At 63.1% G+C, this 26,615-nt stretch carries 29 protein-coding genes; 16 read left to right on the top strand and 13 right to left on the bottom strand.

The window, feature by feature from the left end; genetic code table 11:
• Window positions 1-5: 5 nt before the first annotated feature.
• From leuC to AC1Q5W_RS10030, 8 genes are all read right to left on the bottom strand, one after another.
• On the bottom strand, window positions 6-1,454 hold the full coding sequence (gene leuC, locus AC1Q5W_RS09995) for a 3-isopropylmalate dehydratase large subunit (protein WP_492645474.1): 1,449 nt from the start codon (window positions 1,452-1,454) through the stop codon (window positions 6-8).
• 109 nt (window positions 1,455-1,563) lie between these two features.
• The gene (gene gltA, locus AC1Q5W_RS10000) at window positions 1,564-2,874 is read right to left on the bottom strand and encodes a citrate synthase (RefSeq protein WP_492645475.1); all 1,311 of its coding nucleotides are present in this window, start codon (window positions 2,872-2,874) and stop codon (window positions 1,564-1,566) included.
• Between the two features lie 10 nt (window positions 2,875-2,884).
• Complete coding sequence (locus AC1Q5W_RS10005) at window positions 2,885-3,169, bottom strand: FAD assembly factor SdhE (protein WP_492645476.1); 285 nt, start codon at window positions 3,167-3,169, stop codon at window positions 2,885-2,887.
• Between the two features lie 12 nt (window positions 3,170-3,181).
• The gene (locus AC1Q5W_RS10010) at window positions 3,182-3,886 is read right to left on the bottom strand and encodes a succinate dehydrogenase iron-sulfur subunit (RefSeq protein ID WP_492645477.1); all 705 of its coding nucleotides are present in this window, start codon (window positions 3,884-3,886) and stop codon (window positions 3,182-3,184) included.
• A 25-nt stretch (window positions 3,887-3,911) separates the two neighbouring features.
• Window positions 3,912-5,720 (bottom strand): succinate dehydrogenase flavoprotein subunit, encoded by a 1,809-nt coding sequence (gene sdhA / locus AC1Q5W_RS10015; RefSeq protein ID WP_492645478.1) that lies wholly within the window; start codon window positions 5,718-5,720, stop codon window positions 3,912-3,914.
• 36 nt (window positions 5,721-5,756) lie between these two features.
• Window positions 5,757-6,122: a succinate dehydrogenase, hydrophobic membrane anchor protein gene (gene sdhD, locus AC1Q5W_RS10020; RefSeq protein WP_492645479.1), complete on the bottom strand. Its 366-nt coding sequence runs from the start codon at window positions 6,120-6,122 to the stop codon at window positions 5,757-5,759.
• A gap of 52 nt (window positions 6,123-6,174) precedes the next feature.
• The gene (sdhC, locus tag AC1Q5W_RS10025) at window positions 6,175-6,618 is read right to left on the bottom strand and encodes a succinate dehydrogenase, cytochrome b556 subunit (protein ID WP_492645480.1); all 444 of its coding nucleotides are present in this window, start codon (window positions 6,616-6,618) and stop codon (window positions 6,175-6,177) included.
• Window positions 6,619-6,722: 104 nt separating this feature from the next.
• A complete protein-coding gene (locus AC1Q5W_RS10030; RefSeq protein WP_492645481.1) occupies window positions 6,723-7,529 on the bottom strand; it encodes a GntR family transcriptional regulator in 807 nt (268 codons plus the stop codon).
• Window positions 7,530-7,719: 190 nt separating this feature from the next.
• Here AC1Q5W_RS10030 and AC1Q5W_RS10035 point away from each other — a divergent pair, with 190 nt between their 5' ends.
• The 7 genes from AC1Q5W_RS10035 to AC1Q5W_RS10065 all read left to right on the top strand — a co-directional run bounded on the left by AC1Q5W_RS10035 (window position 7,720) and on the right by AC1Q5W_RS10065 (window position 15,243).
• Window positions 7,720-8,706 (top strand): malate dehydrogenase, encoded by a 987-nt coding sequence (locus tag AC1Q5W_RS10035; protein WP_492645482.1) that lies wholly within the window; start codon window positions 7,720-7,722, stop codon window positions 8,704-8,706.
• A gap of 3 nt (window positions 8,707-8,709) precedes the next feature.
• On the top strand, window positions 8,710-9,765 hold the full coding sequence (locus AC1Q5W_RS10040) for an HpcH/HpaI aldolase/citrate lyase family protein (protein WP_492645483.1): 1,056 nt from the start codon (window positions 8,710-8,712) through the stop codon (window positions 9,763-9,765).
• A gap of 15 nt (window positions 9,766-9,780) precedes the next feature.
• On the top strand, window positions 9,781-10,356 hold the full coding sequence (locus AC1Q5W_RS10045) for a hypothetical protein (RefSeq protein WP_492645484.1): 576 nt from the start codon (window positions 9,781-9,783) through the stop codon (window positions 10,354-10,356).
• A 64-nt stretch (window positions 10,357-10,420) separates the two neighbouring features.
• Window positions 10,421-13,018: a bifunctional aconitate hydratase 2/2-methylisocitrate dehydratase gene (gene acnB / locus AC1Q5W_RS10050; RefSeq protein ID WP_492645485.1), complete on the top strand. Its 2,598-nt coding sequence runs from the start codon at window positions 10,421-10,423 to the stop codon at window positions 13,016-13,018.
• Between the two features lie 87 nt (window positions 13,019-13,105).
• The gene (locus AC1Q5W_RS10055; RefSeq protein ID WP_492645486.1) at window positions 13,106-13,474 is read left to right on the top strand and encodes a DMT family protein; all 369 of its coding nucleotides are present in this window, start codon (window positions 13,106-13,108) and stop codon (window positions 13,472-13,474) included.
• A 90-nt stretch (window positions 13,475-13,564) separates the two neighbouring features.
• Window positions 13,565-14,212, top strand: coding sequence for a DUF47 domain-containing protein (locus tag AC1Q5W_RS10060; protein WP_492645487.1), 648 nt, complete (start codon window positions 13,565-13,567; stop codon window positions 14,210-14,212).
• Between the two features lie 20 nt (window positions 14,213-14,232).
• Window positions 14,233-15,243, top strand: a complete 1,011-nt coding sequence (locus tag AC1Q5W_RS10065) for an inorganic phosphate transporter (RefSeq protein ID WP_492645488.1) — start codon at window positions 14,233-14,235, stop codon at window positions 15,241-15,243.
• Here AC1Q5W_RS10065 and AC1Q5W_RS10070 read toward each other — a convergent pair.
• Together AC1Q5W_RS10070 and AC1Q5W_RS10075 are read right to left on the bottom strand one after the other, a co-directional pair.
• Window positions 15,224-15,697 (bottom strand): TM2 domain-containing protein, encoded by a 474-nt coding sequence (locus AC1Q5W_RS10070; protein ID WP_492645489.1) that lies wholly within the window; start codon window positions 15,695-15,697, stop codon window positions 15,224-15,226. The genes AC1Q5W_RS10065 and AC1Q5W_RS10070 overlap by 20 nt on opposite strands.
• A complete protein-coding gene (locus AC1Q5W_RS10075; protein WP_492645490.1) occupies window positions 15,694-16,230 on the bottom strand; it encodes a GNAT family N-acetyltransferase in 537 nt (178 codons plus the stop codon). The genes AC1Q5W_RS10070 and AC1Q5W_RS10075 overlap by 4 nt, the downstream gene beginning before the upstream one ends.
• A gap of 120 nt (window positions 16,231-16,350) precedes the next feature.
• Between AC1Q5W_RS10075 and rpsP the strand changes: the two genes are divergently transcribed.
• The 7 genes from rpsP (at window position 16,351) to hisC (ending at window position 21,237) form a co-directional block, all read left to right on the top strand.
• Entirely contained in the window at window positions 16,351-16,602 is a 252-nt protein-coding gene (gene rpsP / locus AC1Q5W_RS10080) for a 30S ribosomal protein S16 (RefSeq protein WP_492645491.1), read from the top strand.
• 60 nt (window positions 16,603-16,662) lie between these two features.
• Window positions 16,663-17,226 carry a ribosome maturation factor RimM gene (gene rimM / locus AC1Q5W_RS10085; RefSeq protein ID WP_492645492.1) on the top strand — a complete coding sequence of 188 codons (564 nt, stop codon included), beginning with the start codon at window positions 16,663-16,665 and terminating at the stop codon, window positions 17,224-17,226.
• Between the two features lie 10 nt (window positions 17,227-17,236).
• The gene (gene trmD / locus AC1Q5W_RS10090; RefSeq protein ID WP_492645493.1) at window positions 17,237-17,983 is read left to right on the top strand and encodes a tRNA (guanosine(37)-N1)-methyltransferase TrmD; all 747 of its coding nucleotides are present in this window, start codon (window positions 17,237-17,239) and stop codon (window positions 17,981-17,983) included.
• A gap of 110 nt (window positions 17,984-18,093) precedes the next feature.
• Window positions 18,094-18,465 carry a 50S ribosomal protein L19 gene (gene rplS, locus AC1Q5W_RS10095; protein WP_105260385.1) on the top strand — a complete coding sequence of 124 codons (372 nt, stop codon included), beginning with the start codon at window positions 18,094-18,096 and terminating at the stop codon, window positions 18,463-18,465.
• Between the two features lie 54 nt (window positions 18,466-18,519).
• Window positions 18,520-19,197: a CoA pyrophosphatase gene (locus AC1Q5W_RS10100; RefSeq protein ID WP_492645494.1), complete on the top strand. Its 678-nt coding sequence runs from the start codon at window positions 18,520-18,522 to the stop codon at window positions 19,195-19,197.
• 40 nt (window positions 19,198-19,237) lie between these two features.
• Window positions 19,238-20,158, top strand: a complete 921-nt coding sequence (locus AC1Q5W_RS10105) for a CobD/CbiB family protein (protein ID WP_492645495.1) — start codon at window positions 19,238-19,240, stop codon at window positions 20,156-20,158.
• Window positions 20,158-21,237: a histidinol-phosphate transaminase gene (gene hisC / locus AC1Q5W_RS10110; protein ID WP_492646170.1), complete on the top strand. Its 1,080-nt coding sequence runs from the start codon at window positions 20,158-20,160 to the stop codon at window positions 21,235-21,237. The genes AC1Q5W_RS10105 and hisC overlap by 1 nt, the downstream gene beginning before the upstream one ends.
• Before the next feature lie 21 nt (window positions 21,238-21,258).
• Here the strand turns inward: hisC and rsgA are convergent, their stop codons facing one another.
• From rsgA to AC1Q5W_RS10125, 3 genes are read right to left on the bottom strand one after another with little or no spacing between them, the layout of a single operon-like run.
• Window positions 21,259-22,206 (bottom strand): ribosome small subunit-dependent GTPase A, encoded by a 948-nt coding sequence (gene rsgA, locus AC1Q5W_RS10115; protein ID WP_492645496.1) that lies wholly within the window; start codon window positions 22,204-22,206, stop codon window positions 21,259-21,261.
• Between the two features lie 15 nt (window positions 22,207-22,221).
• Window positions 22,222-22,563 (bottom strand): 4a-hydroxytetrahydrobiopterin dehydratase, encoded by a 342-nt coding sequence (locus AC1Q5W_RS10120; protein WP_492645497.1) that lies wholly within the window; start codon window positions 22,561-22,563, stop codon window positions 22,222-22,224.
• A gap of 1 nt (window position 22,564) precedes the next feature.
• Complete coding sequence (locus AC1Q5W_RS10125; RefSeq protein ID WP_492645498.1) at window positions 22,565-23,857, bottom strand: M48 family metallopeptidase; 1,293 nt, start codon at window positions 23,855-23,857, stop codon at window positions 22,565-22,567.
• 37 nt (window positions 23,858-23,894) lie between these two features.
• On the opposite strand from AC1Q5W_RS10125, the gene orn reads away from it, so the two are divergent.
• Together orn and AC1Q5W_RS10135 are read left to right on the top strand one after the other, a co-directional pair.
• A complete protein-coding gene (orn, locus tag AC1Q5W_RS10130; RefSeq protein WP_492645499.1) occupies window positions 23,895-24,464 on the top strand; it encodes an oligoribonuclease in 570 nt (189 codons plus the stop codon).
• A 255-nt stretch (window positions 24,465-24,719) separates the two neighbouring features.
• Complete coding sequence (locus AC1Q5W_RS10135; RefSeq protein ID WP_492645500.1) at window positions 24,720-26,597, top strand: DEAD/DEAH box helicase; 1,878 nt, start codon at window positions 24,720-24,722, stop codon at window positions 26,595-26,597.
• Window positions 26,598-26,615: the final 18 nt, after the last annotated feature.

Raw genomic sequence — 26,615 nt, forward strand, 5'->3', positions numbered from 1 at the left:
TTTGATCAGCTGAATTTGCGGACATCAACAAAGTGGCCGTGGATGGCTGCCGCAGCGGCCATGGCGGGGCTCACCAGGTGGGTGCGCCCACCGGCACCCTGGCGGCCTTCAAAGTTGCGGTTGCTGGTGGAGGCGCAGCGCTCGCCGGGCTCCAGCCGATCGGCATTCATGGCCAGGCACATGGAGCAGCCCGGCTCGCGCCACTCGAAGCCGGCTGCCTTGAAGATCTCGTGCAGGCCTTCGCGCTCGGCCTGTTCCTTGACCAGACCGGAGCCGGGAACCACCATGGCCAGCTTGACGTTCTTGGCCACTTTCTGGCCCAGCTTCTTGACGATGGCGGCGGCCTCGCGCATGTCTTCAATGCGGCTGTTGGTGCAGGAGCCAATGAATACCTTGTCAATGAACAGGTCGTTCAGCGCCTTGCCGGGCTCCAGGCCCATGTACACCAGCGCCCGTTCGATGGCGCCGCGCTTGTTGGCGTCTTTTTCCTTCTCGGGATCGGGCACGCGGGCGTCGATGCCCAGCACCATTTCCGGCGATGTTCCCCAGGTGACCTGGGGCACGATCTGCGAAGCATCCAGTTCGACGACGGCATCAAAGTGGGCGTCCGCGTCGGAATGCAGGGTCTTCCAGTACGCAACGGCCTGGTCCCATTCCACGGCGGCCGCGTCGCCGCTGGTTGCGTTGTGTCCGGGCGCCAGGGGACGGCCACGGACGTATTCGATGGTTTTTTCGTCCACAGCCACCAGGCCGGCGCGGGCACCCGCCTCAATGGCCATGTTGCAGACCGTCATGCGGCCTTCCATGCTCAGGGCGCGGATGGCCGAGCCGCCGAATTCGATGGTGTAGCCCGTGCCTCCCGCCGTGCCGATTTTTCCGATGATGGCCAGCACGATGTCCTTGGCGGTGCAGCCGCGCGACAACGTACCCTCCACCTTGACGAGCATGTTCTTTGCCTTCTTGGCCAGCAGGGTTTGCGTGGCCATGACGTGCTCCACCTCGCTGGTGCCAATGCCGTGCGCCAGTGCGCCAAAGGCACCGTGCGTGGAGGTGTGCGAGTCGCCGCAGACCACCGTCATGCCGGGCAGGGTGGCGCCGTTCTCGGGGCCGATGACGTGGACGATGCCTTGCCGCCGGGACAGGAACGGAAAATACGCCGCCGAACCAAACTCGCGGATGTTGCTGTCCAGCGTGACGACCTGCTCCTTGCTGGTGGGGTCGGTAATTCCATCGTAGCCGCGTTCCCAGCCGGTGGTGGGCGTGTTGTGGTCGGCGGTGGCGACGATCGAGCTGACGCGCCAGACCTTGCGACCCGCCTGGCGCAGCCCCTCAAAAGCCTGCGGGCTGGTCACTTCATGCACCAGATGGCGGTCGATGTACAGCACGGCCGTGCCGTCGTCTTCGGTGTGGACGACGTGTTCGTCCCAGAGCTTGTCGTAGAGGGTGTGTCCCATGGGGGTAATTCCTTGGCAATCCTAGATTTTATGCGCCATGCGATTGGGCTGCTGCAAACAAAAAACCCGCCGACGTTGCCGTGCGGCGGGTGTTGGGGTTCAAGGCAAATCAGCGTTTTGCAATGGGCAGCACATCACGTCGCTCGGAGCCCGTGAACAGCTGACGCGGACGGCCGATCTTGTACTCGGGGTCGCCAATCATTTCGTTGAGCTGAGCGATCCAGCCGACGGTGCGAGCCAGCGCGAAGATGGCGGTGAACAGGCTTACGGGGATGCCGATGGCGCGCTGCACGATGCCGGAGTAGAAGTCCACGTTCGGGTAGAGCTTGCGCTGCACGAAGTAGTCGTCTTCCAGGGCGATCTTTTCCAGAGCCATGGCCAGCTTGAACAGCGGGTCGTTTTCTAGGCCCAGGGCGGTCAGCACTTCCTTGCAGGTTTCCTGCATCAGCTTGGCGCGCGGGTCGTAGTTCTTGTACACGCGGTGACCAAAGCCCATGAGCTTGACGCCGGAGTTCTTGTCCTTGACCTTCTCCATGAACTCGCCGACCTTGCTGATGCCGCCCATTTTCTGGATGTCTTCCAGCATGTTCAGGCAGGCTTCGTTGGCGCCACCGTGGGAAGGACCCCACAGGCAGGCTACGCCAGCGGCAATGGCTGCGAAGGGGTTGGTACCCGACGAGCCGCACAGGCGCACCGTGGAGGTGGAGGCGTTTTGCTCGTGGTCGGCGTGCAGCGTGAAAATGCGGTCCAGCGCGCGCTCGATGACGGGGTTGACCACGTACTCTTCGCACGGCGTAGCAAACATCATGTGCATGAAGTTGCCGGCGTAGCTCAGGTTGTTCTTGGGGTACATGAACGGCTGGCCGACGCTGTACTTGTAGGCCATGGCCACCAGCGTGGGCATCTTGGCGATCAGGCGGATGGCTGCAATCTCGCGGTGCTCGGGGTTGTTGATGTCCGTGCTGTCATGGTAGAAGGCCGACAGGGCGCCGACCAGGCCGGTCATGATGGCCATGGGGTGGGCATCGCGGCGGAAACCGCGCAGGAAGAACTGCATCTGCTCGTTGACCATGGTGTGGTTGGACACACGCTTGGTGAACTCGGCCTTGCCGGCTGCATTGGGCAGGTTTCCGTACAGCAACAGGTGGCAGGTTTCCAGGAAGTCGCAGTTGGTGGCCAGCTGCTCGATGGGGTAGCCGCGGTACAGCAGCTCGCCCTTGTCGCCGTCGATGTAGGTGATGGCAGACTGGCAGGACGCTGTGGACAGGAAGCCCGGGTCATAGGTAAACATGCCGGTTTGGGCATACAGCTTGCGGATGTCGACGACATCCGGGCCGACGCTGCCTTGGTAAACCGGCAGTTCGACGCTGGGGCTGCCGTTACTGAACGACAGGGTGGCTTTGTTGTCAGCTAACTTCATTTTCGACCTTTCAACGGATTTCTCTCAACATACTTACTATTTCTGCCACATCGTCGCGGACCAGGTCCGGGTTGACTTGTGCCAGTGTCTTGCGTGCCAGATGGAGGTCCAGCAAATCGTAATCACTCAGGTCCATCAGCAAGCCCAGCGCGCCGGCCTGGCGGACGGTCAGCGTCTCGGCGTAGCGCTCGAAAAACCGCTCCACATAGAGGTCGTTTTCGAGCAGCCCCCGGCGGCACCGCCATCTGAGCTTGCTCAGGCTCCGCTCATCCAGCAGCTGGTTTTCGTCTTGCATGAGTGGCGTGCGTCAGATGGTCCGGTGGACCATCATTTCCTTGATCTTGCCAATGGCCTTGGTGGGGTTCAAACCCTTGGGGCACACATCGACGCAATTCATGATGCTGTGGCAGCGGAACAGCCGGTACGGATCTTCCAGGTTGTCCAGACGCGCGCCGGTGGCTTCGTCGCGGCTGTCCGCCAGGAAGCGGTAGGCCTGCAGCAGGCCGGCAGGGCCCACGAACTTGTCGGGGTTCCACCAGAAGCTCGGGCAGCTGGTGGAGCAACTGGCGCACAGAATGCACTCGTACAGGCCGTTGAGCTCTTCGCGCTCTTCAGGCGACTGCAGGCGCTCCTTCTCGGGCGGCAGGCTGTCGTTGATGAGGTAGGGCTTGATCGAGTTGTACTGCTTGAAGAACTGGGTCATGTCCACGATCAGGTCGCGGATGACCGGCAGGCCGGGCAGGGGCTTGAGAACGATCGTGCCGGGCAGCGTGTTCATGTTGGTCAGGCAGGCCAGACCGTTTTTGCCATTGATGTTCATGGCGTCCGAACCGCACACGCCTTCGCGGCAGGAGCGGCGGTACGAAATGGTGGGGTCCAGCTCCTTGAGCTTGAGCAGGGCGTCCAGCAGCATGCGCTCATGGCCGTCGAGTTCGATCTCGATGGTCTGCATGTAGGGCTTGGCGTCCTTGTCCGGATCGTAGCGGTAGATTTGGAATGTGCGTTTTTGCATGTTTCTTCTCTCGTGGGGCTACGGTTTAGAACGTCCGGACCTTGGGTGGGACGCTGTCCACCGTCAGGGGCTTGAGGTTGACGGGCTTGTAATCCAGGCGGCTGTCTTCGCTGTACCACAGGGTGTGCTTGAGCCACTCCTTGTCGTTGCGGCCGAGCGGGAACTCGGCGTGGTCCGCGTCGTGTTCGTAGTCGTACACAGTGTGGGCGCCGCGGCATTCCGTGCGGGCAGCAGCGGACACCATGGTGGCCTGGGCCACTTCGATCAGGTTGTCGACTTCCAGCGCTTCGATGCGGGCGGTGTTGAACACCTTGGACTTGTCTTGCAGGGTCACACCGGCCACGCGTTCGCGCAGGGCGGCGATTTTCTTCACACCTTCGTCCATGCTGGCCTGGGTGCGGAACACGCCGGCGTGCTGCTGCATGGTCGAGCGGATGTCGCCGGCCAGGGATTGCGAGTAGGTTCCGCCGGTCGATTTGTCCAGCTGGTTCAGGCGCTCCAGCGTGCGGTCGGCAGCGTCGGCCGGGAGCGGCTTGTGCTCCTTGTTCTTGTTGTTGAACTCGACGATGTGGCGGCCGGCGGCCTTGCCGAACACCAGCAGGTCCAGCAGCGAGTTGGTGCCCAGGCGGTTGGCGCCGTGCACGCTCACGCAGGCGCATTCACCAACGGCGTACAAGCCATTGATCACTGCGTTGTGCACGCCGTTGGCCTGGGTCACAACCTGACCGTTGATGTTGGTGGGAACGCCGCCCATCTGGTAGTGGATGGTGGGCACCACGGGGATCGGCTCCCGGGTGATGTCCACGTTGGCGAAGTTGACACCGATTTCGTACACGGACGGCAGGCGCTTGTGGATGGTCTCTGCGCCCAGGTGGTCGAGCTTGAGCAGCACGTAGTCCTTGTTCGGACCGCAGCCGCGGCCTTCCTTGATTTCCTGGTCCATGGAGCGGGAAACGAAGTCGCGCGGTGCCAGGTCCTTCAGGGTGGGCGCGTAGCGCTCCATGAAGCGTTCACCATTGCTGTTGAGCAGGATGGCGCCTTCGCCGCGGCAGCCTTCGGTCAGCAGCACGCCGGCACCGGCCACGCCGGTGGGGTGGAACTGCCAGAATTCCATGTCCTGCAGCGGAATGCCGGCGCGTGCCGCCATGCCCAGGCCGTCGCCGGTGTTGATGAAGGCGTTGGTCGAGGCGGCGAAGATGCGGCCGGCACCACCGGTGGCCAGCAGCACGGTCTTGGCTTCCAGCACGTACAGGTCGCCAGTTTCCATTTCAATGGCGGTCACACCCACCACGTCGCCGTCGGCGTCACGGATCAGGTCCAGTGCCATCCACTCGACAAAGAAGTTGGTCTTGGCCTTGACGTTCTGCTGGTACAGCGTGTGCAGCATGGCGTGGCCGGTGCGGTCGGCTGCGGCGCAGGCGCGCTGCACGGGCTTCTCGCCGTAGTTGGCGGTGTGGCCGCCGAACGGGCGCTGGTAGATGGTGCCATCGGGGTTGCGGTCAAACGGCATGCCGAAGTGTTCCAGCTCGTACACGACCTTGGGCGCTTCGCGGCACATGAATTCGATGGCATCCTGGTCGCCGAGCCAGTCGGAGCCCTTGATGGTGTCGTAGAAGTGGTAGTGCCAGTTGTCTTCGGACATGTTGCCCAGCGAAGCGCTGACGCCGCCCTGCGCTGCCACGGTGTGCGAGCGGGTGGGGAACACTTTGGACAGCGAGGCCACGTTGAGGCCGGCGTTGGAGAGTTCGAGTGCGGCGCGCATGCCGGAGCCGCCGGCGCCGACGATGACGACGTCGAACTTGCGCTTGGTGATATTGGCTTTGGTGTAGGTCATGGTGGTATCAGTCTTGTGTGTCGGGTAGCGTCAGGCTCAAAGGCGCCACAGGACTTGAATGGCCCAGCCCGCGCAACCCACGAGCCAGACGATGGAAAAAACTTGCAGCGCCAGGCGCACGGAAACCGGCTTGATGTAGTCCATCAGGATTTCGCGCAGGCCGACCCAGGCGTGGTAGAGCAGGGAGATGATGACGACGAAGGTCAGGGTCTTCATCCACTGGGCAGAGAAAATGCCGGCCCATTTCGCGTAGCCGATGGCACCCTTGGTGAAGATCACCTGGGCCAGAACGATCAGGGTGAAGAGGGCCATCAGAACGCCGGTGACGCGCTGGGCGAGCCAATCGCGCAGACCGTAGTGCGCACCGACGACGAGGCGCTTGGAGCCATAGTTAACAGACATGATCAGTTCCTGGAAAAATTAAACGGGACGGATTGCTTTGCGCTGGGGCCGTTCAGTACAGACCGAACAGCTTGGCGCCAAGAACCACGGTCAGGGTCAGGCTCAACACGAGGACCAGGCGGGCCGTCTTGAAGCCGGCTTCCTTGCTGACGGTGTGGAAAATGTCCATGCGGATGTGGCGCATGCCGGCGAAGAAGTGGTGCAGGTAGGCCCAGATCAGCGCGAGAGCCACCAGCTTGACGAGTACGCCCGGAATGAAGCCGACGCCGGCGTTGAAGGCCGAGGTGAAGCGCGCGAAGGAAATTTCCGAACTCAGCGAAGTATCAAACATCCAGATGATGAAGGGCATCAGCAGGAACATGATGAGACCGCTGGCGCGGTGCATGCCGGAAACCAGGGATGCCAGCGGCCAACGGTAGCTGGGCAGATCCTTGAAGGCATTGAGGTTGCGAAACTCAGGTCGCTTGGACCGGGAGGAGGAGCTAAGCTCTGTCATGGGTGGGCTTTCTAGGATGATTTTGTTTTGTAATTATTGACGCTACGGGCCAAAATTCTATTGCACCGCAACAGTCTGACGCTGGACTTGCATCAACAAACCGCTCAATTTAGCGCATTTCGGTAGTAATGTGTGTTGGTGAGGTATAAACCGCGCCGCATTTCCATGGGCGCGTCGTTGTAGGTGTAGGCAATGCGTTCCACGCTGAGCAGTGGTGTCTGGGGGGCAATCTTCAGCAGTTCGCACTGCTCGGTTTCGGGCAGCACGGCCCGCAGTTTCTCTTCGGCGCGCACCATGCGCACGCCGAATTCGGTTTCAAACAGCGCGTACATCGGGCCGTCGTAGTCGGTGAGCCGTTCGGCCGTCAGCCCCTTGAAGGGGGCGGCCGGCAGCCAGAGGTCTTCCAGAATGGTGGGAACGCCGGCAAACGACAGCACGCGGCGTACCTGCAGCACGGCGTCTCCCGCACGCAGGGCCAGCGCGCGGGCCACATCGGCGGAGGCACGGCAGCGTTTGCAGTCGATGATCCGGCGTTGCGCGGGCCCTTCGCTGTTGGGGTCGCCGTTGTCGGGAATCAGCTTGAGAAAACGGTATTGGACGTGATGCTCGGCGTGGGTGGCCACAAAGGTACCTTTGCCCTGGCGACGCACTAGCAGGTTTTCCGCCGCCAGTTCGTCAATGGCTTTGCGCACCGTCCCCTGGCTGACTTTGAAGCGTGTCGCCAGCTCGATTTCGCTGGGGATGGCGGCGCTGGGTTTCCATTCGCCCGACTGCAGGCTCTGCAGCATCAGGACCTTGATCTGCTGGTACAGCGGACTGAAGGCCGGCGTTGCTTGCACAGCCACCGGCGCGCCGGCATCCCCGCTGGAGGCGGGGGCGCTGTCGCTGAAGGATGAGGGCGTTGCAGACATGAAAATGGGATCAAAAAGTCAGCTTCGAGTCAGTCTCAAATTGATGACGAATCATATCTTATATAAGACATAAGACAAATTGACTTGGCGGCAATTTCAAGGGTACACTCGCCCGCATTCTGCGTGACCTGGTCTTTCGCCCGGGTTCCCGGACCGACACCGTTTTCACAACCTTCCTGGAGTTCTTACCATGAGCAAAAAACCCGTTCGCGTTGCCGTTACCGGCGCCGCTGGTCAAATCGGATACGCCATCCTGTTCCGCATCGCTTCCGGCGAAATGCTGGGCAAGGACCAGCCCATCGTTCTGAGTCTGCTCGAAGTGCCGGTAGAGAAGGCCCAGCAAGCCCTGCAAGGCGTGATCATGGAGCTGCAAGATTGCGCGTTCCCCCTGCTGGTGGGCATCGAAGCCCACAGCGATCCCATGACCGCATTCAAGGATGTGGACTACGCGTTGCTGATCGGTTCGCGTCCCCGTGGCCCCGGCATGGAGCGTGCCGAGCTGCTGGCTGTCAATGCAGAGATTTTCACGGCCCAGGGCAAGGCACTGAACGCCGTGGCCAGCCGCAATGTCAAGGTGCTGGTGGTCGGCAACCCCGCCAACACCAATGCCTACATCGCCATGAAGAGCGCGCCTGATCTGCCCCGCAAGAACTTCACCGCCATGCTGCGCCTGGACCACAACCGTGCCCTGAGCCAGTTGGCCGACAAGACCGGCAAGGCCGTGGCCGACATCGAGAAGATGGCCGTCTGGGGCAACCACTCGCCCACCATGTACGCTGACTACCGCTTTGCCACCATCAACGGCCAAAGCGTGAAGGACATGATCAACGACGCTGACTGGAATGCCAACACCTTCCTGCCTACCGTGGGCAAGCGTGGTGCTGCCATCATCGCCGCCCGTGGCGTGTCCTCCGCCGCATCCGCTGCCAATGCAGCCATCGACCACATGCGCGACTGGGCCCTGGGCACCAACGGCAAGTGGGTCACCATGGGCATTCCGTCGGACGGCCAGTACGGCATCCCCAAGGACACCATGTTCGGTTTTGCAGTGACCTGCGAAGGCGGCGAATACAAGCTGGTCGAAGGCCTGCCTGTTGACGCGTTCAGCCAGGAATGCATCAACAAGACCCTGAAAGAACTGCAAGACGAGCAAGCGGGCGTCGCCCACCTGCTGTAAGCCGTGACACATCCGCGCGACGTACTGCTGGGTGCCCAAGGTGCTTCGGGCTTGCTGCCCGTTTGCGACCACTACAGCGGCGTCGAGGCACGGATGGTCAAGAGTCTGCAACTGCAGGCTGAGATGACAGAGGAGTTCGGGGTCTGCGTCTTTGACGTGACCCTGGACTGCGAAGATGGCGCCCCTGTGGGGGGCGAAGAAGAGCAGGCCCATCGAGTCTGCGCCCTTGCCAATGCTGCGCAGGCAGCTACAAATTCAATAGCAGATGCCCCGTTGCGCCGGGTGGGTGCCCGGCTCCATGCGGTGGACCATGCGGCGTTTGAGGCGGATGCCGAAATCGTCGTGGGTGGTGCCGCGCGGGCGCTGAGCTACGTCATGATTCCCAAGGTGGAGTCCCGCGCCGACGTCGACCGTGCGGTGGCGGCGGTGGACGCCGCCTGTCGGGTCGCGGGGCACGCGGCGCCGCTGCCCTTGCATGTGCTGATCGAGTCGCCCGCGGCGGTGCACCGGGCGCACGATATTGCGGCCCATCCCCGGGTGCAGTCTTTGAGCTTTGGTCTGATGGATTTTGTGTCCGCGCATGCGGGGGCCATTCCCTCGGCGGCCATGGGCCTGCGTCCGCTGGATGACCACCATACGCTGGACCAGTTCCACCACCCCCTGGTGGTGCGTGCCAAGATGGAAATCGCCAGTGCCGCCCACGCCTATGGCAAAGTCCCTTCGCACTGTGTGGTGACCGAATTGCGCGATGCTGCACGCACGGAGCATGCCGCCAGGACTGCCGCCACGGCGTTGGGGTACACCCGCATGTGGAGCATTCATCCGGACCAGATTCGCCCCATTGTGCGGGCCTTTACCCCGGCCACCGAAGAGGTGGAGCTGGCGGCGGACATTGTGCTGCAAGCCGTCCGCCAGGAGTGGGCGCCGATCGTGGTGCAGGGTAAGCTGCATGACCGGGCGAGCTTCCGGTATTTCTGGCAGGTTCTGGAGCGCGCGCACCAAACGGGGTGTGTGCTGCCGGAGCCGGTACGTGTCTATTTCCCGACCCGGGTTCACTAAACGAGGACTATGACCATGTTGAAACAGGCATTGATGGGTTTGCTGCTGCTGGCAGCCGTTGCGGCACAGGCCCAAACGCAGGTGGCCAAGGTAGACACCAAGGCGCGTGCCAAGGTGGTGCGCCACTCCGCCAAGGCACCGGTTCACACGGCGCCCGCCGCAGAAGAGCTGGCGCCCGTGGCTTTGTCGCCCGAGCAGATGGCCGTTGCCAGCAAGGTGCTGGTTGGCAAGATCCCGTGCGAGTTGTCGGTGAACATCACCATGACCCCGGATGTCCGCTCGGCGGGGCGCTTCCTGCTGGAGATGGGGCACGACAAATACGTGATGACTCCGGTGGTGACCACGACCGGCGCGGTGCGGCTGGAAGATGCCGCATCGGGGGCGGTGTGGATCCAGGTGGCCAACAAATCCATGTTGATGAACCAGAAGCTGGGCAAGCGCCTGGCCGATGCCTGCACGCATCCGGAGCAGCTGCTGGTGGCGCAGGCCATGGAGCGCTCTCCGGTGCCTGGCCTGCTGGATGATCCCAAAGCCGCTCCCGTGGTGACCACCGCGCCGGTGCGGAAAGTTGTTGCTGCTGCTACTAAATAAATAGCATCCTACGCCCTGTTTGCGGGGCTCAATGAATTCTTATTGCCTAAAAAAGGAGTTAACCATGTTGCAAACCTACCGTGACCATGTGGCCGAACGTGCTGCATTGGGCATCCCACCCTTGCCGCTGTCTGCCACGCAGACGGCTGCGCTGATCGAGCTGCTGAAGAACCCGCCCAAAGGTGAAGAAGCCACCCTGGTGGAACTGATCACCCACCGCGTGCCCGCTGGCGTGGACGACGCCGCCAAGGTCAAGGCCAGCTACCTGGCTGCCGTGGCCCATGGCACCGAGAAGTGCGCCTTGATCTCGCGTGAGCGCGCCACCGAACTGCTGGGCACCATGCTGGGCGGCTACAACATCAGCCCGCTGGTGGACCTGCTGGACGATGCCGCGGTGGCGGCCCAGGCTGCCGAAGGCCTGAAGAAAACCCTGCTGATGTTCGACCAGTTCCACGACGTGAAGGAAAAGGCCGACAAGGGCAATGCCCACGCCAAGGCCGTGCTGCAAAGCTGGGCCGATGCCGAGTGGTTCACCAGCCGCCCCGAAGTGCCCAAGAGCATCACCGTCACCATCCTGAAGGTGACCGGCGAAACCAACACCGACGACCTGTCGCCCGCTCCGGACGCCTGGAGCCGCCCCGACATTCCACTGCACGCCCTGGCGATGCTGAAGAACAAGCGCGACGGCATCACGCCCGAGGAAGACGGCAAGCGCGGCCCGGTCAAGTTCATCGAAGACCTGCGCGCCCGTGGCAACCTGGTGGCCTATGTGGGCGACGTGGTCGGTACCGGCTCCAGCCGCAAGTCCGCCACCAACTCCGTGCTGTGGTTCACCGGCGAAGACATTCCCTATGTGCCCAACAAGCGCTTCGGCGGTGTCTGCCTGGGCACCAAGATCGCCCCCATCTTCTACAACACCATGGAAGACGCCGGTGCGCTGCCCATCGAGCTGGACGTGGGCCAGATGAACATGGGCGACGTGGTCGAACTGCGCCCCTACGACGGCAAGGCCTTCAAGGACGGCAAGGAAATCGCCTCCTTCCAGGTCAAGAGCGACGTGCTGTTTGACGAAGTGCGCGCCGGCGGCCGCATTCCCCTGATCATCGGCCGTGGCCTGACCGCCAAGGCCCGCGAAGCCCTGGGTCTGAAGCCTTCCACCCTGTTCCGCCTGCCGCAGAACCCCGCTGACACCAAGAAGGGTTTCAGCCTGGCACAGAAGATGGTCGGCCGTGCCTGCGGCCTGCCCGAAGGCCAGGGCGTGCGCCCCGGTACCTACTGCGAGCCCAAGATGACCTCGGTCGGTTCGCAAGACACCACCGGCCCCATGACCCGCGACGAGCTGAAAGACCTGGCCTGCCTGGGTTTCAGCGCCGATCTGGTGATGCAATCCTTCTGCCACACGGCCGCTTACCCCAAGCCCGTGGACGTGAAGATGCACCACGAACTGCCCGAGTTCATCAGCACCCGTGGCGGCGTGGCCCTGCGCCCCGGTGATGGTGTGATCCACTCCTGGCTCAACCGCCTGCTGTTGCCCGACACCGTGGGCACCGGCGGCGATAGCCACACCCGTTTCCCCATCGGCATCAGCTTCCCCGCCGGCTCCGGCCTGGTGGCGTTTGCGGCCGCCACTGGCGTCATGCCGCTGGACATGCCCGAGTCGGTGCTGGTGCGCTTCAAGGGCAAGATGCAAAACGGCATCACCCTGCGCGACCTGGTCAACGCCATTCCGTTGTACGCCATCAAGGCGGGTCTGCTGACCGTCGAGAAGAAGGGCAAGAAGAACATCTTCTCCGGCCGTATCCTCGAAATCGAAGGTCTGCCCGACCTGAAGGTGGAGCAGGCGTTCGAGTTGTCCGACGCGTCGGCCGAGCGTTCCGCTGCCGGTTGCACCGTGCACCTGAACAAGGAACCGATCATCGAGTACATCAACAGCAACATCACCATGATGAAGTGGATGATTGCCAATGGTTACTCCGATGCCCGCACCCTGGCCCGCCGCATTGCTGCGCAGGAAGCCTGGCTGAAGGATCCTCAGTTGCTCAAGGGCGATGCCGACGCTGATTACGCCGCCGTGATCGAGATCGACCTAGCCGACATCCACGAGCCTATCCTGGCCTGCCCCAATGATCCGGACGATGTGAAGACGTTGGCCGAAGTCGCCGGCACCAAGATCGACGAAGTGTTCATCGGTTCCTGCATGACCAACATCGGCCACTTCCGTGCCGCTTCCAAGCTGATGGAAGGCAAGCGCGACATCCCGGTCAAGCTGTGGATTGCACCGCCCACCAAGATGGACGCCAAGCAGCTGAGCGACGAAGGCCACTACGGCGTGCTCGGCGGTGCCGGTGCCCGCATGGAAATGCCGGGCTGCAGCCTGTGCATGGGCAACCAGGCGCAGGTGAAGCAGGGTGCGACCGTGTTCTCCACCTCCACGCGCAACTTCCCCAACCGTCTGGGCAAGGACAGCAATGTGTACCTGGGTTCCGCCGAACTGGCCGCCATCTGCTCCAAGCTGGGCCGCATCCCCACCAAGGCCGAATACCTGGCCGACATGGGTGTGCTGACCGCCGCCAGCGACAAGGTGTACCAGTACCTGAACTTCGACAAGATCGAAGACTACACGGAAGCCGCCGCCACGGTGAAGGGTGGCGTCGCCGCCTGAACCGCCAGGCGGTCACGCGCCTGACGAAGGGCTCCGCAGCGGCTGCTGCGGGGCCTTTTTTTATGGGCACTCGCCGATAATTGCGGCATGCACTTCCTGTCCACTCTCCCTTTTTCCCTGCAGACCGTGTGCCTGCTGATCGCCAGCAACGTCTTCATGACCTTCGCCTGGTACGGGCATCTCAAGAACATGGCCACGGCACCGTGGTACCTGGCTGCCCTGGCCAGCTGGGGGATTGCGTTGTTTGAATACCTGCTGCAGGTGCCGGGCAACCGGATCGGCTTCCAGCAGGCCGGGTTCTCCGTCGCGCAGCTCAAGATCACGCAGGAAGTCATCACTCTGAGCGTATTTGTGCCGTTTGCCATGGTGTACCTGGGGGAGCCGCTCAAACTGGATTACCTGTGGGCCGGGCTGTGCATGGTGGGCGCGGTGTACTTTATTTTCAGAAGTGGCTGAGCTCCCCGGCGACGGGGTGGGTACGGGCGGTTAAACTTCGGCGTCTTGAAAACGTCAAGACGTGTTGGTACTTCGGTTCAGGAGAATGAAATGTTGTTTGGGAAACTTTTGCCGCGCGAGGGCAATTTTTTTGAGATGTTCAACCAGCACGCTGATCGCATTGTGGAAGCCGCACAGGCGTTTTCCAAGCTGGTGGCCAATTACAACGATCTGGATTTGCGGGCCAAGTACAACCAGGAAGTGGACGATGCCGAACGCGCCGCTGACCGTGTGACGCACGAGTGCAACAAGGCGATCCACATCACCTTCATCACGCCCATCGACCGCGAGCAGATCCACTCGCTGATCAACACCATGGACGATGTGGCCGACCTGATCCAGGACTCCGCCGAGACCATGGCACTGTACGACGTGCACCACATGACCGAGGAGATCACCCGCCTGACTGACCTGAGCGTCAAGTGCTGCGAACGCCTGCGCGATGCGGTCAAGTTGCTGGGCCATATTGCGGACCAGTCCACGGCCGAGGCGGCACTCAAGACCTGCGAGGAAATTGACCGCCTGGAGTCCGATGCCGACCGCGTCATGCGCACGGCCATGAGCAAGCTGTTCCGCGAGGAGCCGGATGTGCGCGAGGTCATCAAGCTCAAGGCGATCTACGAACTGCTGGAAACCATTACGGATAAGTGCGAAGACGTCGCCAACGTCATTGAGGGCATCGTCCTCGAAAACTCCTGAACCCGGCTGGCAATACGATTATGGAAACCGTACAAGCGGCCCTGTGGGTGGTTGTCATGCTGGTGGTGCTGGCATTTTTGTTCGACTTCATGAACGGGTTTCATGATGCCGCCAATTCGATCGCCACAGTGGTGTCGACAGGGGTGTTGAAACCCGCGCAGGCGATTCTTTTCGCGGCGTTCTTCAATGTCATCGCCATTTTCATCTTCCACCTGAGTGTCGCAGCCACGGTGGGCAAGGGCATCGTGCAGCCGGGGGTGGTTGACACCCACGTGGTGTTTGGCGCCCTGGTGGGGGCCATTACCTGGAACGTGATCACCTGGTATTACGGCATTCCCAGCAGCTCATCCCATGCCCTGATTGGCGGCATTGTGGGCGCCGTGATCGTCAAGGCCGGTGCCAGCGCGCTGGTTTCGGCCGGCATTCTCAAGACCGTGGCCTTCATTTTCGTATCCCCGCTGCTGGGCTTTGTGCTGGGGTCCCTGATGATGGTGGTGGTGGCCTGGATTTTCCGCCGCACACGGCCCTCGCGGGTGGACAAGTGGTTTCGGCATCTGCAACTGGTGTCCGCAGGTGCCTACAGCCTGGGCCACGGCGGCAATGATGCCCAGAAAACCATTGGCATCATCTGGATGCTGCTGATCGCCACCGGCTATTCCGCCGCGGCCGACAAGGCGCCCCCGATGTGGGTCATCGCCTGTTGCTACACGGCCATTGGTCTGGGCACCATGTTTGGTGGCTGGCGGATCGTGAAGACCATGGGCCAGCGCATCACCAAACTCAAACCGGTGGGGGGGTTTTGTGCCGAAACGGGTGGAGCCATCACCCTGTTCCTAGCCACCGCGCTGGGGATTCCGGTATCCACTACGCACACCATCACCGGCGCGATCGTGGGCGTGGGTTCCACGCAGCGCGCCAGTGCCGTGCGCTGGGGTGTGGCGGGCAACATCATCTGGGCCTGGATATTGACCATCCCGGCCAGCGCGTTCGTTGCCGCCATTGCCTACTGGATCAGTCTCCAGATTTTCTGACCGGTTCGGACTGGGAGATGCTTCGCGCTTCTTCTACCTGGTATTCGAAGTAGTGCTGGAAACTGAAGGCCAGGCTGGCCATCAGGACGGTGGTTCCGACCAGTAGCGAAGCCGCCAGCGCGCCAATGGTGAACCAGTTGGTTTGCCCGCTGGGGGCGTCGGCGGGCGCATCCGGGTTGAAGCGCCGGTTCCATTTCTCGGTTGCCGTGAGACCGTACACGATGGCGGTAAGCGCACAGCCGGCCATGGTGAAACCCAGCAGGGGAATCAGCGCCCAGCTCCAGTGGTCGTCCAGCCCTAGCGTGCGGGCGCGCTGTACCCCGTACAGGCCCAGCAACGTGGGTAGCGGGAGCGCCCATCCCAGTTTGTCCGAGAATCCTCGCAGATAGAAGCGGTGCAGCCCCAGCGGCCCACCGACGAATGCGACCCAGGCCGCCACGGTTTTGTTTTTCATGCCGCGGATTGTGCCGGAGCGCTGCTGCTGCCCATGCCCAGGGCGCGGTCCATCAGGACGACATCCAGCCAGCGGTCGAATTTCCAGCCGCAGTTGGCCAGCACTCCGACGTGCTGGAACCCGCAGGTCTTGTGGACGCCCACGGAGCCCAGGTTGGCGGAGTCGCCGATGACGGCAATGAGTTTGCGCACGCCGGCGCGCTCGGCCTGTGCCATCAACTCCTGCAGCAGCAGGCGTCCCACTCCCTGCCCATGTGCCTGGGGCGCCAGGTAGATGGAGTCTTCCGCCGAATACCGGTAAGCGGGGCGGGGCTTGAACCAGTTGCAATAGGCAAACCCGATGACGCCGCCAGTGGCGTCTTCGACCACCAGGTAGGGCAGTCCCTTGGACAGCACATCGGCCCGGCGGCTGGCCATCTCCTGCTCGGTGGGGGGGGTGGTCTCGAAAGTCCCTGTCCCGTGAAGCACGTGGTGGGCATAAATGGCGGTGATGGCGCGGACATCGGAATCAAGACTGGGGCGAATTTTTGTCATGGATACAGGAAACGTTATAATGTGAGGCTATTCAGAGTGTCACTGGCCGGGTGGTCAGTTGCGTGTCTCAACTTTGAATGTAATGGCTGGAAGCAATTTCTGCCACCCAAAGGATTAATTATGGTCGTCATTCGACTCGCCCGTGGCGGTGCTAAGGCTCGCCCGTTTTTCAATATCGTTGTCGCTGACAAGCGCACACGCCGTGATGGTCGCTTCATCGAGCGTATCGGTTTTTACAACCCGAGCGCTACCGCCAATGAAGAAAGCATCCGCATTGCCCAGGATCGTCTGACGTACTGGCAAGGCGTGGGTGCCCAGGCATCCCCCACGGTGGAGCGCCTGATTCAACAAGCCGCCAAAAAAGCAGCGTAATGTGTGAATGCCGGCGGGCTGGATGCATTCCAGTCCACGGCTCACCGAAGCCCCTTGCCCATGCTACCTGGACTCGAACCCGCTGAATTGCCGGCGGATGCTATCGAAGTTGGAAGAGTGGCAGACGCATGGGGCATCAAGGGCTGGTTCAAGGTCCTGCCCTACAGCGCCGATCCCGAGGCGCTTTTTTCTTCCAAGCGCTGGTTTCTCCTGCCCACCGAAAAAGGCGTCAAGACTTTTTCGGGTGCCGCCCAGCTGGCGGTCAAGGAGGTCAAGGAACACTCCGATACGGTGGTCGCCTGCGCCCATGGCGTGGACGACCGCACCGCGGCGGAGGCCCTGCGGGGCGCGCGCATCTTTGTCGCCCGGTCGAACTTTCCGACCGCCGGGGACGGCGAGTATTACTGGGTCGACCTGATCGGTCTGGATGTGGTGAACCGCCAGGACGAGCCGCTCGGTTCCGTGCGGGAACTGCTGTCCACCGGTCCGCAAACCGTGCTGGTGCTGGAATACCCGCAGGACGGCAAAACCGGGGAGCGCATGATTCCGTTCGTCTCGGCTTATGTGGACGATGTCGACCTGAAGGCCCGCCGCATTCGTGTGGACTGGCAAACCGATTACTGAGTCCGGGCGCATGCGCTTTGACGTCGTCACCCTGTTTCCGGAACTGTTCGTCCCCTTTCTGACGGTGGGGGTGACCCGGCGTGCTTTCGAGTCGCGGCAGGTGGATGTGCAGTTTTCCAATCCCCGAGATTTCGCTGCCGGCAACTACCGCCGCGTGGATGACCGTCCGTTTGGCGGCGGCCCCGGCATGGTGATGATGGCCGAGCCCCTGGACAAGACCATCGACCAGATCCGTTCCGTGCGCCAGGACAACGCCCCGGTGGTGCTGTTTTCTCCCATTGGCCAGCGGCTGGACCACGCCGCGGTCCAGCGCTGGTCGGGCAGCAGCGGTGCCATCCTGCTGTGCGGCCGCTACGAGGGGCTGGACCAACGCTTTATTGACCGGCGGGTGGACGCGCAGATCAGTTTGGGGGACTTTGTGCTGTCAGGCGGTGAAATCGCTGCCATGGCCCTGCTGGACGCAGTGGCCCGTTTGCAGCCCGGTGTGCTGTCCGATCCGGATAGCCACCAGTTCGACAGCTTCAACCCGTCGCTGGACGGCTTGCTGGATTGCCCGCATTACACGCGCCCGGAAGAATGGCAGGGTCAGCAGGTGCCCGCGGTCCTGCTGTCAGGCCACCATGAAAACATTGAACGCTGGCGGCGGGACCAGCGCCTGCGGCTGACAGCCCTGCACCGCCCGGATCTGCTGGACGCGGCCCGCAAGGCCGGGCAGCTGGGCCCGGCCGATGAGGCAGTTTTGTCAGGTCTGCGCTGATCTTGCTATAATGACAGGCTAACCGATCCTCTGTACGGCCAAAGCAAACAGCTGTTTGCCCGATTGACATCAATTCCGATGCTGGTGCTTACACGATCACGAAGGAAATCATGAACCTGATTCAAACACTCGAACAAGAAGAAATTGCCCGTCTGGGCAAGACCATCCCCGAATTCGCGCCCGGCGACACCGTCGTGGTCAGCGTGAACGTGGTTGAAGGTACCCGCAAGCGCGTCCAGGCCTACGAAGGTGTGGTCATCGCCAAGCGCAACCGTGGCCTCAACAGCGGCTTCATCGTTCGCAAGATCTCCAGCGGCGAAGGCGTGGAGCGTACGTTCCAGACCTACAGCCCGCTGATCGCCAGCATTGAAGTCAAGCGCCGCGGTGACGTGCGCCGTGCCAAGCTGTACTACCTGCGCGACCGCAGCGGCAAGTCGGCACGTATCAAGGAAAAACTGCCAGCCAAGAAGACAGCCGCTTAATCACGGCCTGTTTTCCAGAGAACCGCCCGGCGCAAGCTTGTGGCGGTTTTTTTTATGAGCACTTTACCGTCGTTTGATCCTCGCAGCGTCCCGGTGGTCGGCATTGACGACCACCTGCCCAAGGTGCGCCCGCAGGCCCTGCAGCCGCAGGCGCTGGTGCAGCGCTTTGCCAACCCTCCGGTGTGGACTCCGGAGCTGCGGGCCGAGGGACGTTTCTCGGAGCGCGCCCCGCTGCATGCGTCCGTTCTGGTGCCGCTGGTCCTGCACGACGACCACCTGACGGTGCTGCTGACCGAGCGCACCACACACCTCTCCAGCCATTCGGGGCAGGTGGCCTTCCCCGGCGGCAAGGCCGACCCGGAGGACCACAACGCCACCGGCACGGCCTTGCGCGAAGCGGAAGAGGAAATCGGGCTGGCCCGGCATTTCGTGGAGGTGCTGGGCGAGCTGCCCACGTACACCACGGGCAGCGCCTTCATCGTGACGCCGGTGGTGGCGCTGGTGCATCCGGGGTTCGAGATTGTGCCCAACCCCCATGAAGTGGCCGACGTGTTTGAAGTGCCCCTGGCGTTCCTGATGGACCCTGCCCACCACCGCCGCCATGCGGTCGACTGGGCGGGGCAGCGGCGTGAATGGCTGTCCATGCCCTATACGGACGCCAAGACCGAGCGCTTCATCTGGGGGGCCACCGCAGGCATGCTGCGCAACTTTTACCGTTTCTTGCTGGACTGAATACCCTCGGCACGCCGGTTCGGCTCGCTATGATTGGCCCATGAGCTTCATTTCGATTTTATTTGCGCTGCTGCTGGAACAGGCCCGCCCCTTGGCTCCCGGCAATCCGGTGCATGGCAGCGTGAGGAATTGGGTGCGCTGGGCCGTGCGCAATCTGGATACCGGCAGGCCCCACCATGGCTGGCTGGCCTGGTGGGTGGCCGTTGCCGTGCCGGCCGTTCTGGTGTGCGCCGTGCACTGGCTGCTGGTGTGGTCGCTGGGCTGGGTGGCCGCCGTGATCTGGAGCGTGGCCATTCTGTATTCGACACTCGGTTTTCGCCAGTTCAGCCACCATTTCACGGAAATCCGCGACGCGCTGCTGGCAGGAGACGAAGATCTGGCGCGCCAGCGGCTGGCCCAGTGGATGCACATCGATGCCAGCGCCTTGCCCCGCAGCGAAATTGTGCGGCACGTCATCGAGCACTCGGTGCTCAGTGCCCATCGCCATGTGTTCGGCGTGCTGGCCTGGTATTCGGTCCTGGCCATGCTGGGCCTGGGGCCGGCCGGTGCAGTGTGGTACCGCGTGGGTGAATATGTCCACCAGCATGTGAACCGCCCCCACGTGCCGACAGGCTCACCGGTGAGTCCCGCCCTGCAGGCCAACGCCAACCGGGCCTGGGCGCTCATGGACTGGGTGCCGGCGCGGATCACGGCACTGGGATTCGCCTTTGTGGGCAGCTTCGAGGAAGCCGTGGACAGCTGGCGCCAGCACGAGGCTCGCTGCCCGGGGGACAACGATGGTGTCATCCTGGCGGCCACGGCCGGTGCCGTCAACGTCAAGCTGGGTGAGAAGGAAGCGTCCGGCACCGGGCAGACGCCCCAGCCCGTGCATTTGCGTGCCGTGGTGGGCCTGGTCTGGCGCACCGTGGTGATGTGGATGGTATTTTTGGCTTTGTTGTCGCTCGCGCGCCTGTTGGGATGATGGAAGTACCTTCGTTTTGGAGCCCCCGTGTGGCGGCCCTGGTTCCCTATGTGCCGGGGGAGCAGCCGCGCATCAGCAACCTGGTCAAGCTCAACACCAACGAGAACCCGTACCCGCCGTCGCCGGCCGCGGTGTCGGCCATTGAAGCCGCCGCCCGCCAGGGCCTGCAGTTGTACCCCGACCCGCAATCGTTGTCGCTGCGCCACGCCGTTGCCGCACGCCACGGGCTGGACGTCGGGCAGGTCTTTGCGGGTAACGGTTCCGACGAGGTGCTGGCCCACGCCTTTTTTGCCTTCTTCCAGCAGGGCAACCCCCTGCTGATGCCGGACATCACCTACAGTTTCTACAAGGTGTACTGCGGGTTGTATGGCATTCCTTTCACGGTGGTGCCGCTGGATGCGCGCCTGCAGCTCGATGTGGACGCCTTTGTGTCGCCCCCCGGGCAAGAGGTGGCGGGCGTGGTCATTGCCAACCCCAACGCGCCCACGGGCAGCGGCATTGCGCTGGAGCAGATCGAAACCCTGCTGCAACGCTTTCCTCGGCGCGTGGTGCTGGTGGACGAGGCCTATGTGGATTTCGGCGGCACCAGCGCCATGGGGCTGATTGCACGCTACCCCAATCTGCTGGTGGTGCACACCCTGTCCAAGTCGCGTTCGCTGGCCGGCCTGCGAGTGGGCTTTGCCTGCGGGCAGCGGCCGCTGATCGAGGCGCTGGAGCGGGTCAAGGACAGCTTCAATTCCTATCCCCTGGACCGCCTGGCCCTGGCCGGTGCCACGGCGGCGATCGAAGACCAGGCGTATTTCGAGAAGACCTGCGCCGCGGTCATGCACACCCGCGAAGGCTTGGTGCTGCAGCTCGAAGACATGGGTTTTGAGGTGCTGCCTTCGCAGGCCAACTTTGTGTTTGCGCGCCACCCCGGGCATGATGCGAAACAGCTGGCGGCGGGCCTGCGCGAACGCGCCGTGCTGGTGCGCCATTTTGCGGCGCCACGCATTGCGCAGTTCCTGCGCATCAGTGTGGGAACCCCGCAGCAGGTGGATGCGCTGCTGCAGGCGCTGGCCGCCATTCTGGGCCACTGAAGCCCGCGGGCCAGGGCCGGCCTAGTAGCGGGTCTGGCTCAGCTCGGCAAACAGATCGCTATAGATTTTGTAGCGGTTTGCGCTGATTTGCTGGGGCCCAGGGGCCGAAAACGCTTCAGAAGCGGGCTGCAAGGCAGCCAGAACCCCACAGCCCGGCTCGTGCCGGTGGCTGCAGTTGTAGAACTTGCAGTCCGAGGCATGGGCCTTGATGTCCGGCATCAGCGAGGCCAGGTGCATGGGCTCGATGTGGTTCAAGCCAAATTCCTGAAAACCGGGCGAGTCGATCACCGCCGTGGTTCGGGCCGTGTCCACCCAGTACAGCGTGGTGCTGGTGGTGGTGTGCTTGCCCGAGTTCAGGGCGGTGGAGATGGCGTTGGTCAGCACGGCCGCCTCTGGAACCAGCCGGTTGATCAGGGTGCTCTTGCCTGCGCCCGACGGCCCCAGCACCAGTGTCGTCTTGCCCTGCAGCATGGCTTGCAGCCCCTCGGTCCGGTGGGGTTCGTGCTCGGTGCGGGGCTTGAGCGCCAGCGGCAGCACGGTGTAACCCATGGCGCGGTACACCGCCAGCCGTTGCCAGGCCCGGTCAAACAGCGGCCCCAGGTCGCTTTTGTTGAGGGCGATGATGGGCTGGATGTGCTCTGCCTCCGCGGCGATCAGCGCCCGCGACAGCTGGCTTTCCGAAAACTCGGGCTCCGCCGCAATCAGGATCAGCACCTGGTCCAGGTTGGCGGCAAAAGACTTGGTGCGGATCTCGTCCTGCCGGTAGAACAGGTTGCGGCGCGGCTCCACTTTTTCGATGGTGCCCTCGTCCTGCGTGGCCAGCCACAGCACCCGGTCCCCGACAACGGTCTGGCTTTTCTTTCCGCGGGGATGGCAGATCAGGCGGCGACCGTCGGGCGTTTCCACCCATACGTGGCGGCCGTGCCCTGCAATGACCAGGCCGGGTTCGAGGAGGGGGGATGCAGCCAAGAGGTGTTCCTGTGTTCAGTCCGCTGCCAGGAGCGCGTCTACCCGGGCTGCGCACTGGAAATCGGCCGCCGAGATGCCTTGGACGGCGTGGGTACTCCAGCGCACGCTGCAGTGCCGGTAGCCAATCAGCATTTCGGGGTGGTGGTTGTGGGTCTGCGCAATGAAGGCAACGGAGTTGGCAAAGGCCATGCTCTCCAGGTGGCCGGCGAAGTGGAAGGTCTTCTCGATCGCCACGTCCGGACCATCGCCGAACAGTTTCCAGCCTTCCAGCTTGGCCAGTTGTGCTATCACCTGTGTAGCACTCAACGCAATTAATACGGGTGCTGCGGGCATTTTTGGCTTGGATTTCTGTGTCATGTCAGACCCCAGGTGCGGGCGCCAGCAGGCGCCCCAGGCGCTCGGTGGCAGGCGGATGGGAGTAGTAGAACTTCACGTACACCGGGTCCGGCGTCAGGGTGGACGCATTGTCCTGGAACAGCTTGAGCAGGGCGCTGGCCAGTGCCGGGCCGCTGGTCTGGGCCACGGCGTAGGCATCGGCCTCGAACTCGTGGCGGCGCGACAGCTGGGCGAACAGCGGGCCCACGAAACTGCCCGTCAGCGGCAGCACCAGCATGAACAGCAGCAGGGCGAGGGCGTCGTTGGGTCCGCTCAGGTTGGGCGACACGCCCAGGCCGGTGAAGAACCACACCTGCTGGCTGACCCAGCCGAGCAGGGCAAACCCCAGCAGACTGAGGGCGAACAGGGCCAGCACCCGCTTGATGACGTGGCGGTGCTTGAAATGCCCCAACTCGTGGGCCAGCACGGCATCCACTTCGGCAGGGCTCAGCTGGGCCAGCAGCGTGTCGTAGAACACCACGCGCTTGGAGGCGCCAAAGCCGGTGAAGTAGGCGTTGGCGTGGGCGCTGCGCTTGCTGCCATCCATGACGAAAAAACCCTTGGAGGTAAAACCGCAGCGCGCCATCAGCTGGGTGACCCGCGCCTGAAGCTCCGGGTCCTGCAGGGGCTGGAACTTGTTGAACAGGGGGGCAATCCAGGTCGGGTACACCAGCAGCATCAGCAGGTTGAACCCCATCCACACGCCCCACACCCACAGCCACCACCAGGCTCCGGTGGCGCCCATCATCCACAGCACCAGGGCGGCCAGCGGCAGGCCGATCACGACGGCGAGCAGCAGGGATTTGGCGAAGTCCTGCAGCCACAGGGCCGGGGTGGTTTTGTTGAAGCCAAAACGCTGTTCGACGACAAAGGTCTGGTACAGCGTGAACGGCAGATCCAGCAGGCCGCCGATGACCGCAAATGCCGCCAGCAGCGCCAGCTGCTGCAGCAGGCCATGGCCCAGCCAGCCGGCCAGCAGCTGGTTGAGCAGCGACAGGCCGCCCAGCAGGGTCCAGCACAGGGCGATGACCGCGCTCCAGGCCACTTCGAGCAGGCCCACGCGGACTTTGGTGATGGTGTAGTCGGCGGCCTTCTGGTGGGCGGGCAGCGCCACTTGGGAGGCAAAGGCCGCGGGCACCGTGCCGCGGTTGCGCGCCACGTGGCGGACCTGGCGCGTGGCCAGCCAGAACTTCAGCATCAGGCTCACCGACAGGGCCAGCACAAAGGCGATGGTGGTGGTCAGGGACGCGGAAACCGGGGAGAAAAGGTCAGTCATGGCGGTGGAGTTTAGGCCATCGGCGACAATCCACGCCATGGCTGATACCAACACCCCTCTGAGCAAATCTGACAAGAACCTCGTCTGGCTTGACTGCGAGATGACCGGGCTCGATCCGGAAGTCGAACGCATCATCGAAATCGCGGTCGTCGTGACCGGCCCCAATCTGGAGACCCGCACGGAGGGGCCGGTGCTGGTGATCCACCAGTCCGACGCCCAGCTCAACCAGATGGACGCCTGGAACAAGGGCACCCACGGCAAGAGCGGACTGATCGACAAGGTCAAGGCATCCACCCTCACCGAAGAAGAGGCGCAGGAGCAGCTGATTGCGTTCCTGAAACAGTACGTGCCCGCCAACGGTTCGCCCATGTGCGGTAACTCCATCGGGCAGGACCGCCGCTTTCTGGCCAAGTACATGCCCAAACTGGAGGCCTTTTTCCACTACCGCAATCTCGATGTCAGCACGCTCAAGGAGCTGTCCAAGCGCTGGCGCCCCGAGGTGTATGCATCGTTCAAGAAGCAGCAGCGCCATACCGCGCTGGCCGATGTGCACGAGTCCATCGACGAGCTGGAACACTACCGCCAGCACTTCCTTCGCCTGGAATGAGCGGTGCAATGCGGGGGGATTAGGTAGAAACCCGAATCCGTGGCATAATTGCGGGCTGCGCTGCAAACAGCAGCGCTTTTTGCACATCTCCCTTCATTCACCGGGCCCGCCGCATTTGCAAGCAAGTGGCGATATTGGCCCCCAGCACTGAAACACCCCTTTGCGGGGCAGAGCCGGTTCCGTTTGATGGTTGATGTTTTTTAACCATTGACGGAGCAGCCGCACACCCTGCGGCGCTCGCGTGTGAGTAAAACCATGACTGACGCTTTTGAAGTGACGGGTGCCTTTGCGCCCGCCGAATCCCTTTCCACCCTGCCGGCAGGCAACGACGCTGCCGATCTGTCGGTAGCCGCAGTGGCTGCTGAACCCGAAGTGCCCGAGGCACCCAACGGTTTTGTGACCCTGGGCCTGGCGCCCGAGCTGGTCCATGCCGTGAAGGACCTGGGCTACACCCAGCCCACCACGGTGCAGGCCAAGACCATTCCCCTGGCCTTGCCGGGCGAGCAGGCTGGCCAGTTCATCGACCTGATGGTCTCCAGCCAGACCGGCAGCGGCAAGACCGCGGCCTTCCTGTTGCCCGTGCTGCATACCCTGCTGAAACAGCAGGCCCAGGCCGAGGCCGACGAGCGGGCGGCTTTCGAGCGCGAAGTGGCCGAAGCCACAGCCCGGGGCGAAGCACCTCCCAAGCGCGCCAAGCGCAAGGACCCGACCAATCCCCGCAATTTCAAGGCCCCGTCGCCGGGTGCCCTGATCGTCTGCCCGACGCGCGAACTGGCACAGCAGGTGGCCAACGATGCCATCGACCTGGTGCGCCACTGCCGCGGTCTGCGCATTGCCAACATCGTGGGCGGCATGCCCTACCAGCTGCAAATTGCCAAGCTGCAAAACGCCAACCTGGTGGTGGCAACCCCCGGGCGCCTGCTGGACCTGCAGCGCTCCATGCAGATCAAGCTCGACCAGGTGCAGTTCCTGGTGGTCGACGAAGCCGACCGCATGCTGGACCTGGGCTTCTCCGATGACCTAGCCGAAATCAACCAGCTCACCATCGCCCGCAAGCAGACCATGATGTTCAGCGCCACCTTTGCACCGCGCATCCAGCAGCTCGCCGCCCGCGTGATGCGCGAACCCCAGCGCGTGACCATCGACAGCCCGCAGGAGAAGCACGCCAACATCAAGCAGGTGCTGTTCTGGGCCGACAACGCCCACCACAAGCGCAAGCTGCTGGACCACTGGCTGCGTGACACCACCATCAACCAGGCCATCGTGTTTGCCAGCACCCAGATCGAGTGCGACGGTCTGGCCAATGACCTGCAGCAAGACGGTTTTGATGCCGTGGCCCTGCACGGTGCCCTGAGCCAGGGCCTGCGCAACCGCCGCCTGATGGCCCTGCGCAACGGACAGGTGCAGATCCTGGTGGCCACCGACGTGGCGGCGCGCGGCATCGACGTGCCCACCATCACCCACGTGTTCAACTTCGGCCTGCCCATGAAGGCCGAGGACTACACCCACCGTATCGGTCGCACGGGCCGCGCTGGCCGCGACGGCATTGCCGTGACCTTCGCCGAGATCCGCGACCGCCGTCGCATCTTTGATATTGAAGCCTACAGCCGCCAGCACTTCAAGTCGGAAACCATTCCGGGCCTGGAGCCCCAGCAGCGCTTTCCGGACTCGCGTCCGGGCACCGGTGCCAGCTTTGGCGGCCGTGGCAGCCACAACGCAGATCGCGCTCCGCGTGGTTTCGGTGGCGGTGGCCGCCCCAGCTTCGGTGGCAACCGCGGCGGCAATGGCGGTTTCGGTGACCGCAACGCCTCCGGCCCCCGTGACGCAGGCGCAGGCAGCTACCAGAACAATAGCGGCTTCGGTGGCAACCGCGATGGTTTCAACCGCGATAACGGTCCCCGTGACAGCCGTCCCCGCGACGGTGGTGACAACGGTGGCTTCAGCTACGCTCCCCGCAAGGGTGGTTTCAACGACCGTTTTGCCGGCAGCCGCCCTGACGCCGCACCGCGCGGTGGTGACTTTGCCGCCCGCAAGCCCGCGTTCAGCAAGCCTGCGGGCGCGAAGCCGGGTAACGCCGGCAAGGTATTTGTGCCCCGCGACGCCAAGAAGCGTGCTGCCCGCACTTTTGACTGATAGCGTCTGAGGGACAAT

It is taken from the genome of Rhodoferax sp. MLSD5-FHT05B10, assembly GCF_058793415.1.

What these genes read in the sequence shown, in the direction of transcription:
- AC1Q5W_RS10075 (WP_492645490.1), bottom strand. Translation starts at nt 16,230, where the DNA reads ATGACAAAAATTCGCCCCAGTCTTGATTCCGATGTCCGCGCCATCACC.
- AC1Q5W_RS10060 (WP_492645487.1), top strand. Translation starts at nt 13,565, where the DNA reads ATGTTGTTTGGGAAACTTTTGCCGCGCGAGGGCAATTTTTTTGAGATG.
- AC1Q5W_RS10035 (WP_492645482.1), top strand. Translation starts at nt 7,720, where the DNA reads ATGAGCAAAAAACCCGTTCGCGTTGCCGTTACCGGCGCCGCTGGTCAA.
- AC1Q5W_RS10125 (WP_492645498.1), bottom strand. Translation starts at nt 23,857, where the DNA reads ATGACTGACCTTTTCTCCCCGGTTTCCGCGTCCCTGACCACCACCATC.
- AC1Q5W_RS10005 (WP_492645476.1), bottom strand. Translation starts at nt 3,169, where the DNA reads ATGCAAGACGAAAACCAGCTGCTGGATGAGCGGAGCCTGAGCAAGCTC.
- AC1Q5W_RS10105 (WP_492645495.1), top strand. Translation starts at nt 19,238, where the DNA reads ATGAGCTTCATTTCGATTTTATTTGCGCTGCTGCTGGAACAGGCCCGC.
- sdhD (WP_492645479.1), bottom strand. Translation starts at nt 6,122, where the DNA reads ATGTCTGTTAACTATGGCTCCAAGCGCCTCGTCGTCGGTGCGCACTAC.
- rplS (WP_105260385.1), top strand. Translation starts at nt 18,094, where the DNA reads ATGAACCTGATTCAAACACTCGAACAAGAAGAAATTGCCCGTCTGGGC.
- AC1Q5W_RS10045 (WP_492645484.1), top strand. Translation starts at nt 9,781, where the DNA reads ATGTTGAAACAGGCATTGATGGGTTTGCTGCTGCTGGCAGCCGTTGCG.
- hisC (WP_492646170.1), top strand. Translation starts at nt 20,158, where the DNA reads ATGGAAGTACCTTCGTTTTGGAGCCCCCGTGTGGCGGCCCTGGTTCCC.
- AC1Q5W_RS10120 (WP_492645497.1), bottom strand. Translation starts at nt 22,563, where the DNA reads ATGACACAGAAATCCAAGCCAAAAATGCCCGCAGCACCCGTATTAATT.
- trmD (WP_492645493.1), top strand. Translation starts at nt 17,237, where the DNA reads ATGCGCTTTGACGTCGTCACCCTGTTTCCGGAACTGTTCGTCCCCTTT.
- AC1Q5W_RS10010 (WP_492645477.1), bottom strand. Translation starts at nt 3,886, where the DNA reads ATGCAAAAACGCACATTCCAAATCTACCGCTACGATCCGGACAAGGAC.
- AC1Q5W_RS10030 (WP_492645481.1), bottom strand. Translation starts at nt 7,529, where the DNA reads ATGTCTGCAACGCCCTCATCCTTCAGCGACAGCGCCCCCGCCTCCAGC.
- AC1Q5W_RS10135 (WP_492645500.1), top strand. Translation starts at nt 24,720, where the DNA reads ATGACTGACGCTTTTGAAGTGACGGGTGCCTTTGCGCCCGCCGAATCC.
- sdhC (WP_492645480.1), bottom strand. Translation starts at nt 6,618, where the DNA reads ATGACAGAGCTTAGCTCCTCCTCCCGGTCCAAGCGACCTGAGTTTCGC.
- AC1Q5W_RS10055 (WP_492645486.1), top strand. Translation starts at nt 13,106, where the DNA reads ATGCACTTCCTGTCCACTCTCCCTTTTTCCCTGCAGACCGTGTGCCTG.
- gltA (WP_492645475.1), bottom strand. Translation starts at nt 2,874, where the DNA reads ATGAAGTTAGCTGACAACAAAGCCACCCTGTCGTTCAGTAACGGCAGC.
- leuC (WP_492645474.1), bottom strand. Translation starts at nt 1,454, where the DNA reads ATGGGACACACCCTCTACGACAAGCTCTGGGACGAACACGTCGTCCAC.
- AC1Q5W_RS10100 (WP_492645494.1), top strand. Translation starts at nt 18,520, where the DNA reads ATGAGCACTTTACCGTCGTTTGATCCTCGCAGCGTCCCGGTGGTCGGC.
- sdhA (WP_492645478.1), bottom strand. Translation starts at nt 5,720, where the DNA reads ATGACCTACACCAAAGCCAATATCACCAAGCGCAAGTTCGACGTCGTC.
- rimM (WP_492645492.1), top strand. Translation starts at nt 16,663, where the DNA reads ATGCTACCTGGACTCGAACCCGCTGAATTGCCGGCGGATGCTATCGAA.
- AC1Q5W_RS10070 (WP_492645489.1), bottom strand. Translation starts at nt 15,697, where the DNA reads ATGAAAAACAAAACCGTGGCGGCCTGGGTCGCATTCGTCGGTGGGCCG.
- AC1Q5W_RS10065 (WP_492645488.1), top strand. Translation starts at nt 14,233, where the DNA reads ATGGAAACCGTACAAGCGGCCCTGTGGGTGGTTGTCATGCTGGTGGTG.
- orn (WP_492645499.1), top strand. Translation starts at nt 23,895, where the DNA reads ATGGCTGATACCAACACCCCTCTGAGCAAATCTGACAAGAACCTCGTC.
- rpsP (WP_492645491.1), top strand. Translation starts at nt 16,351, where the DNA reads ATGGTCGTCATTCGACTCGCCCGTGGCGGTGCTAAGGCTCGCCCGTTT.
- acnB (WP_492645485.1), top strand. Translation starts at nt 10,421, where the DNA reads ATGTTGCAAACCTACCGTGACCATGTGGCCGAACGTGCTGCATTGGGC.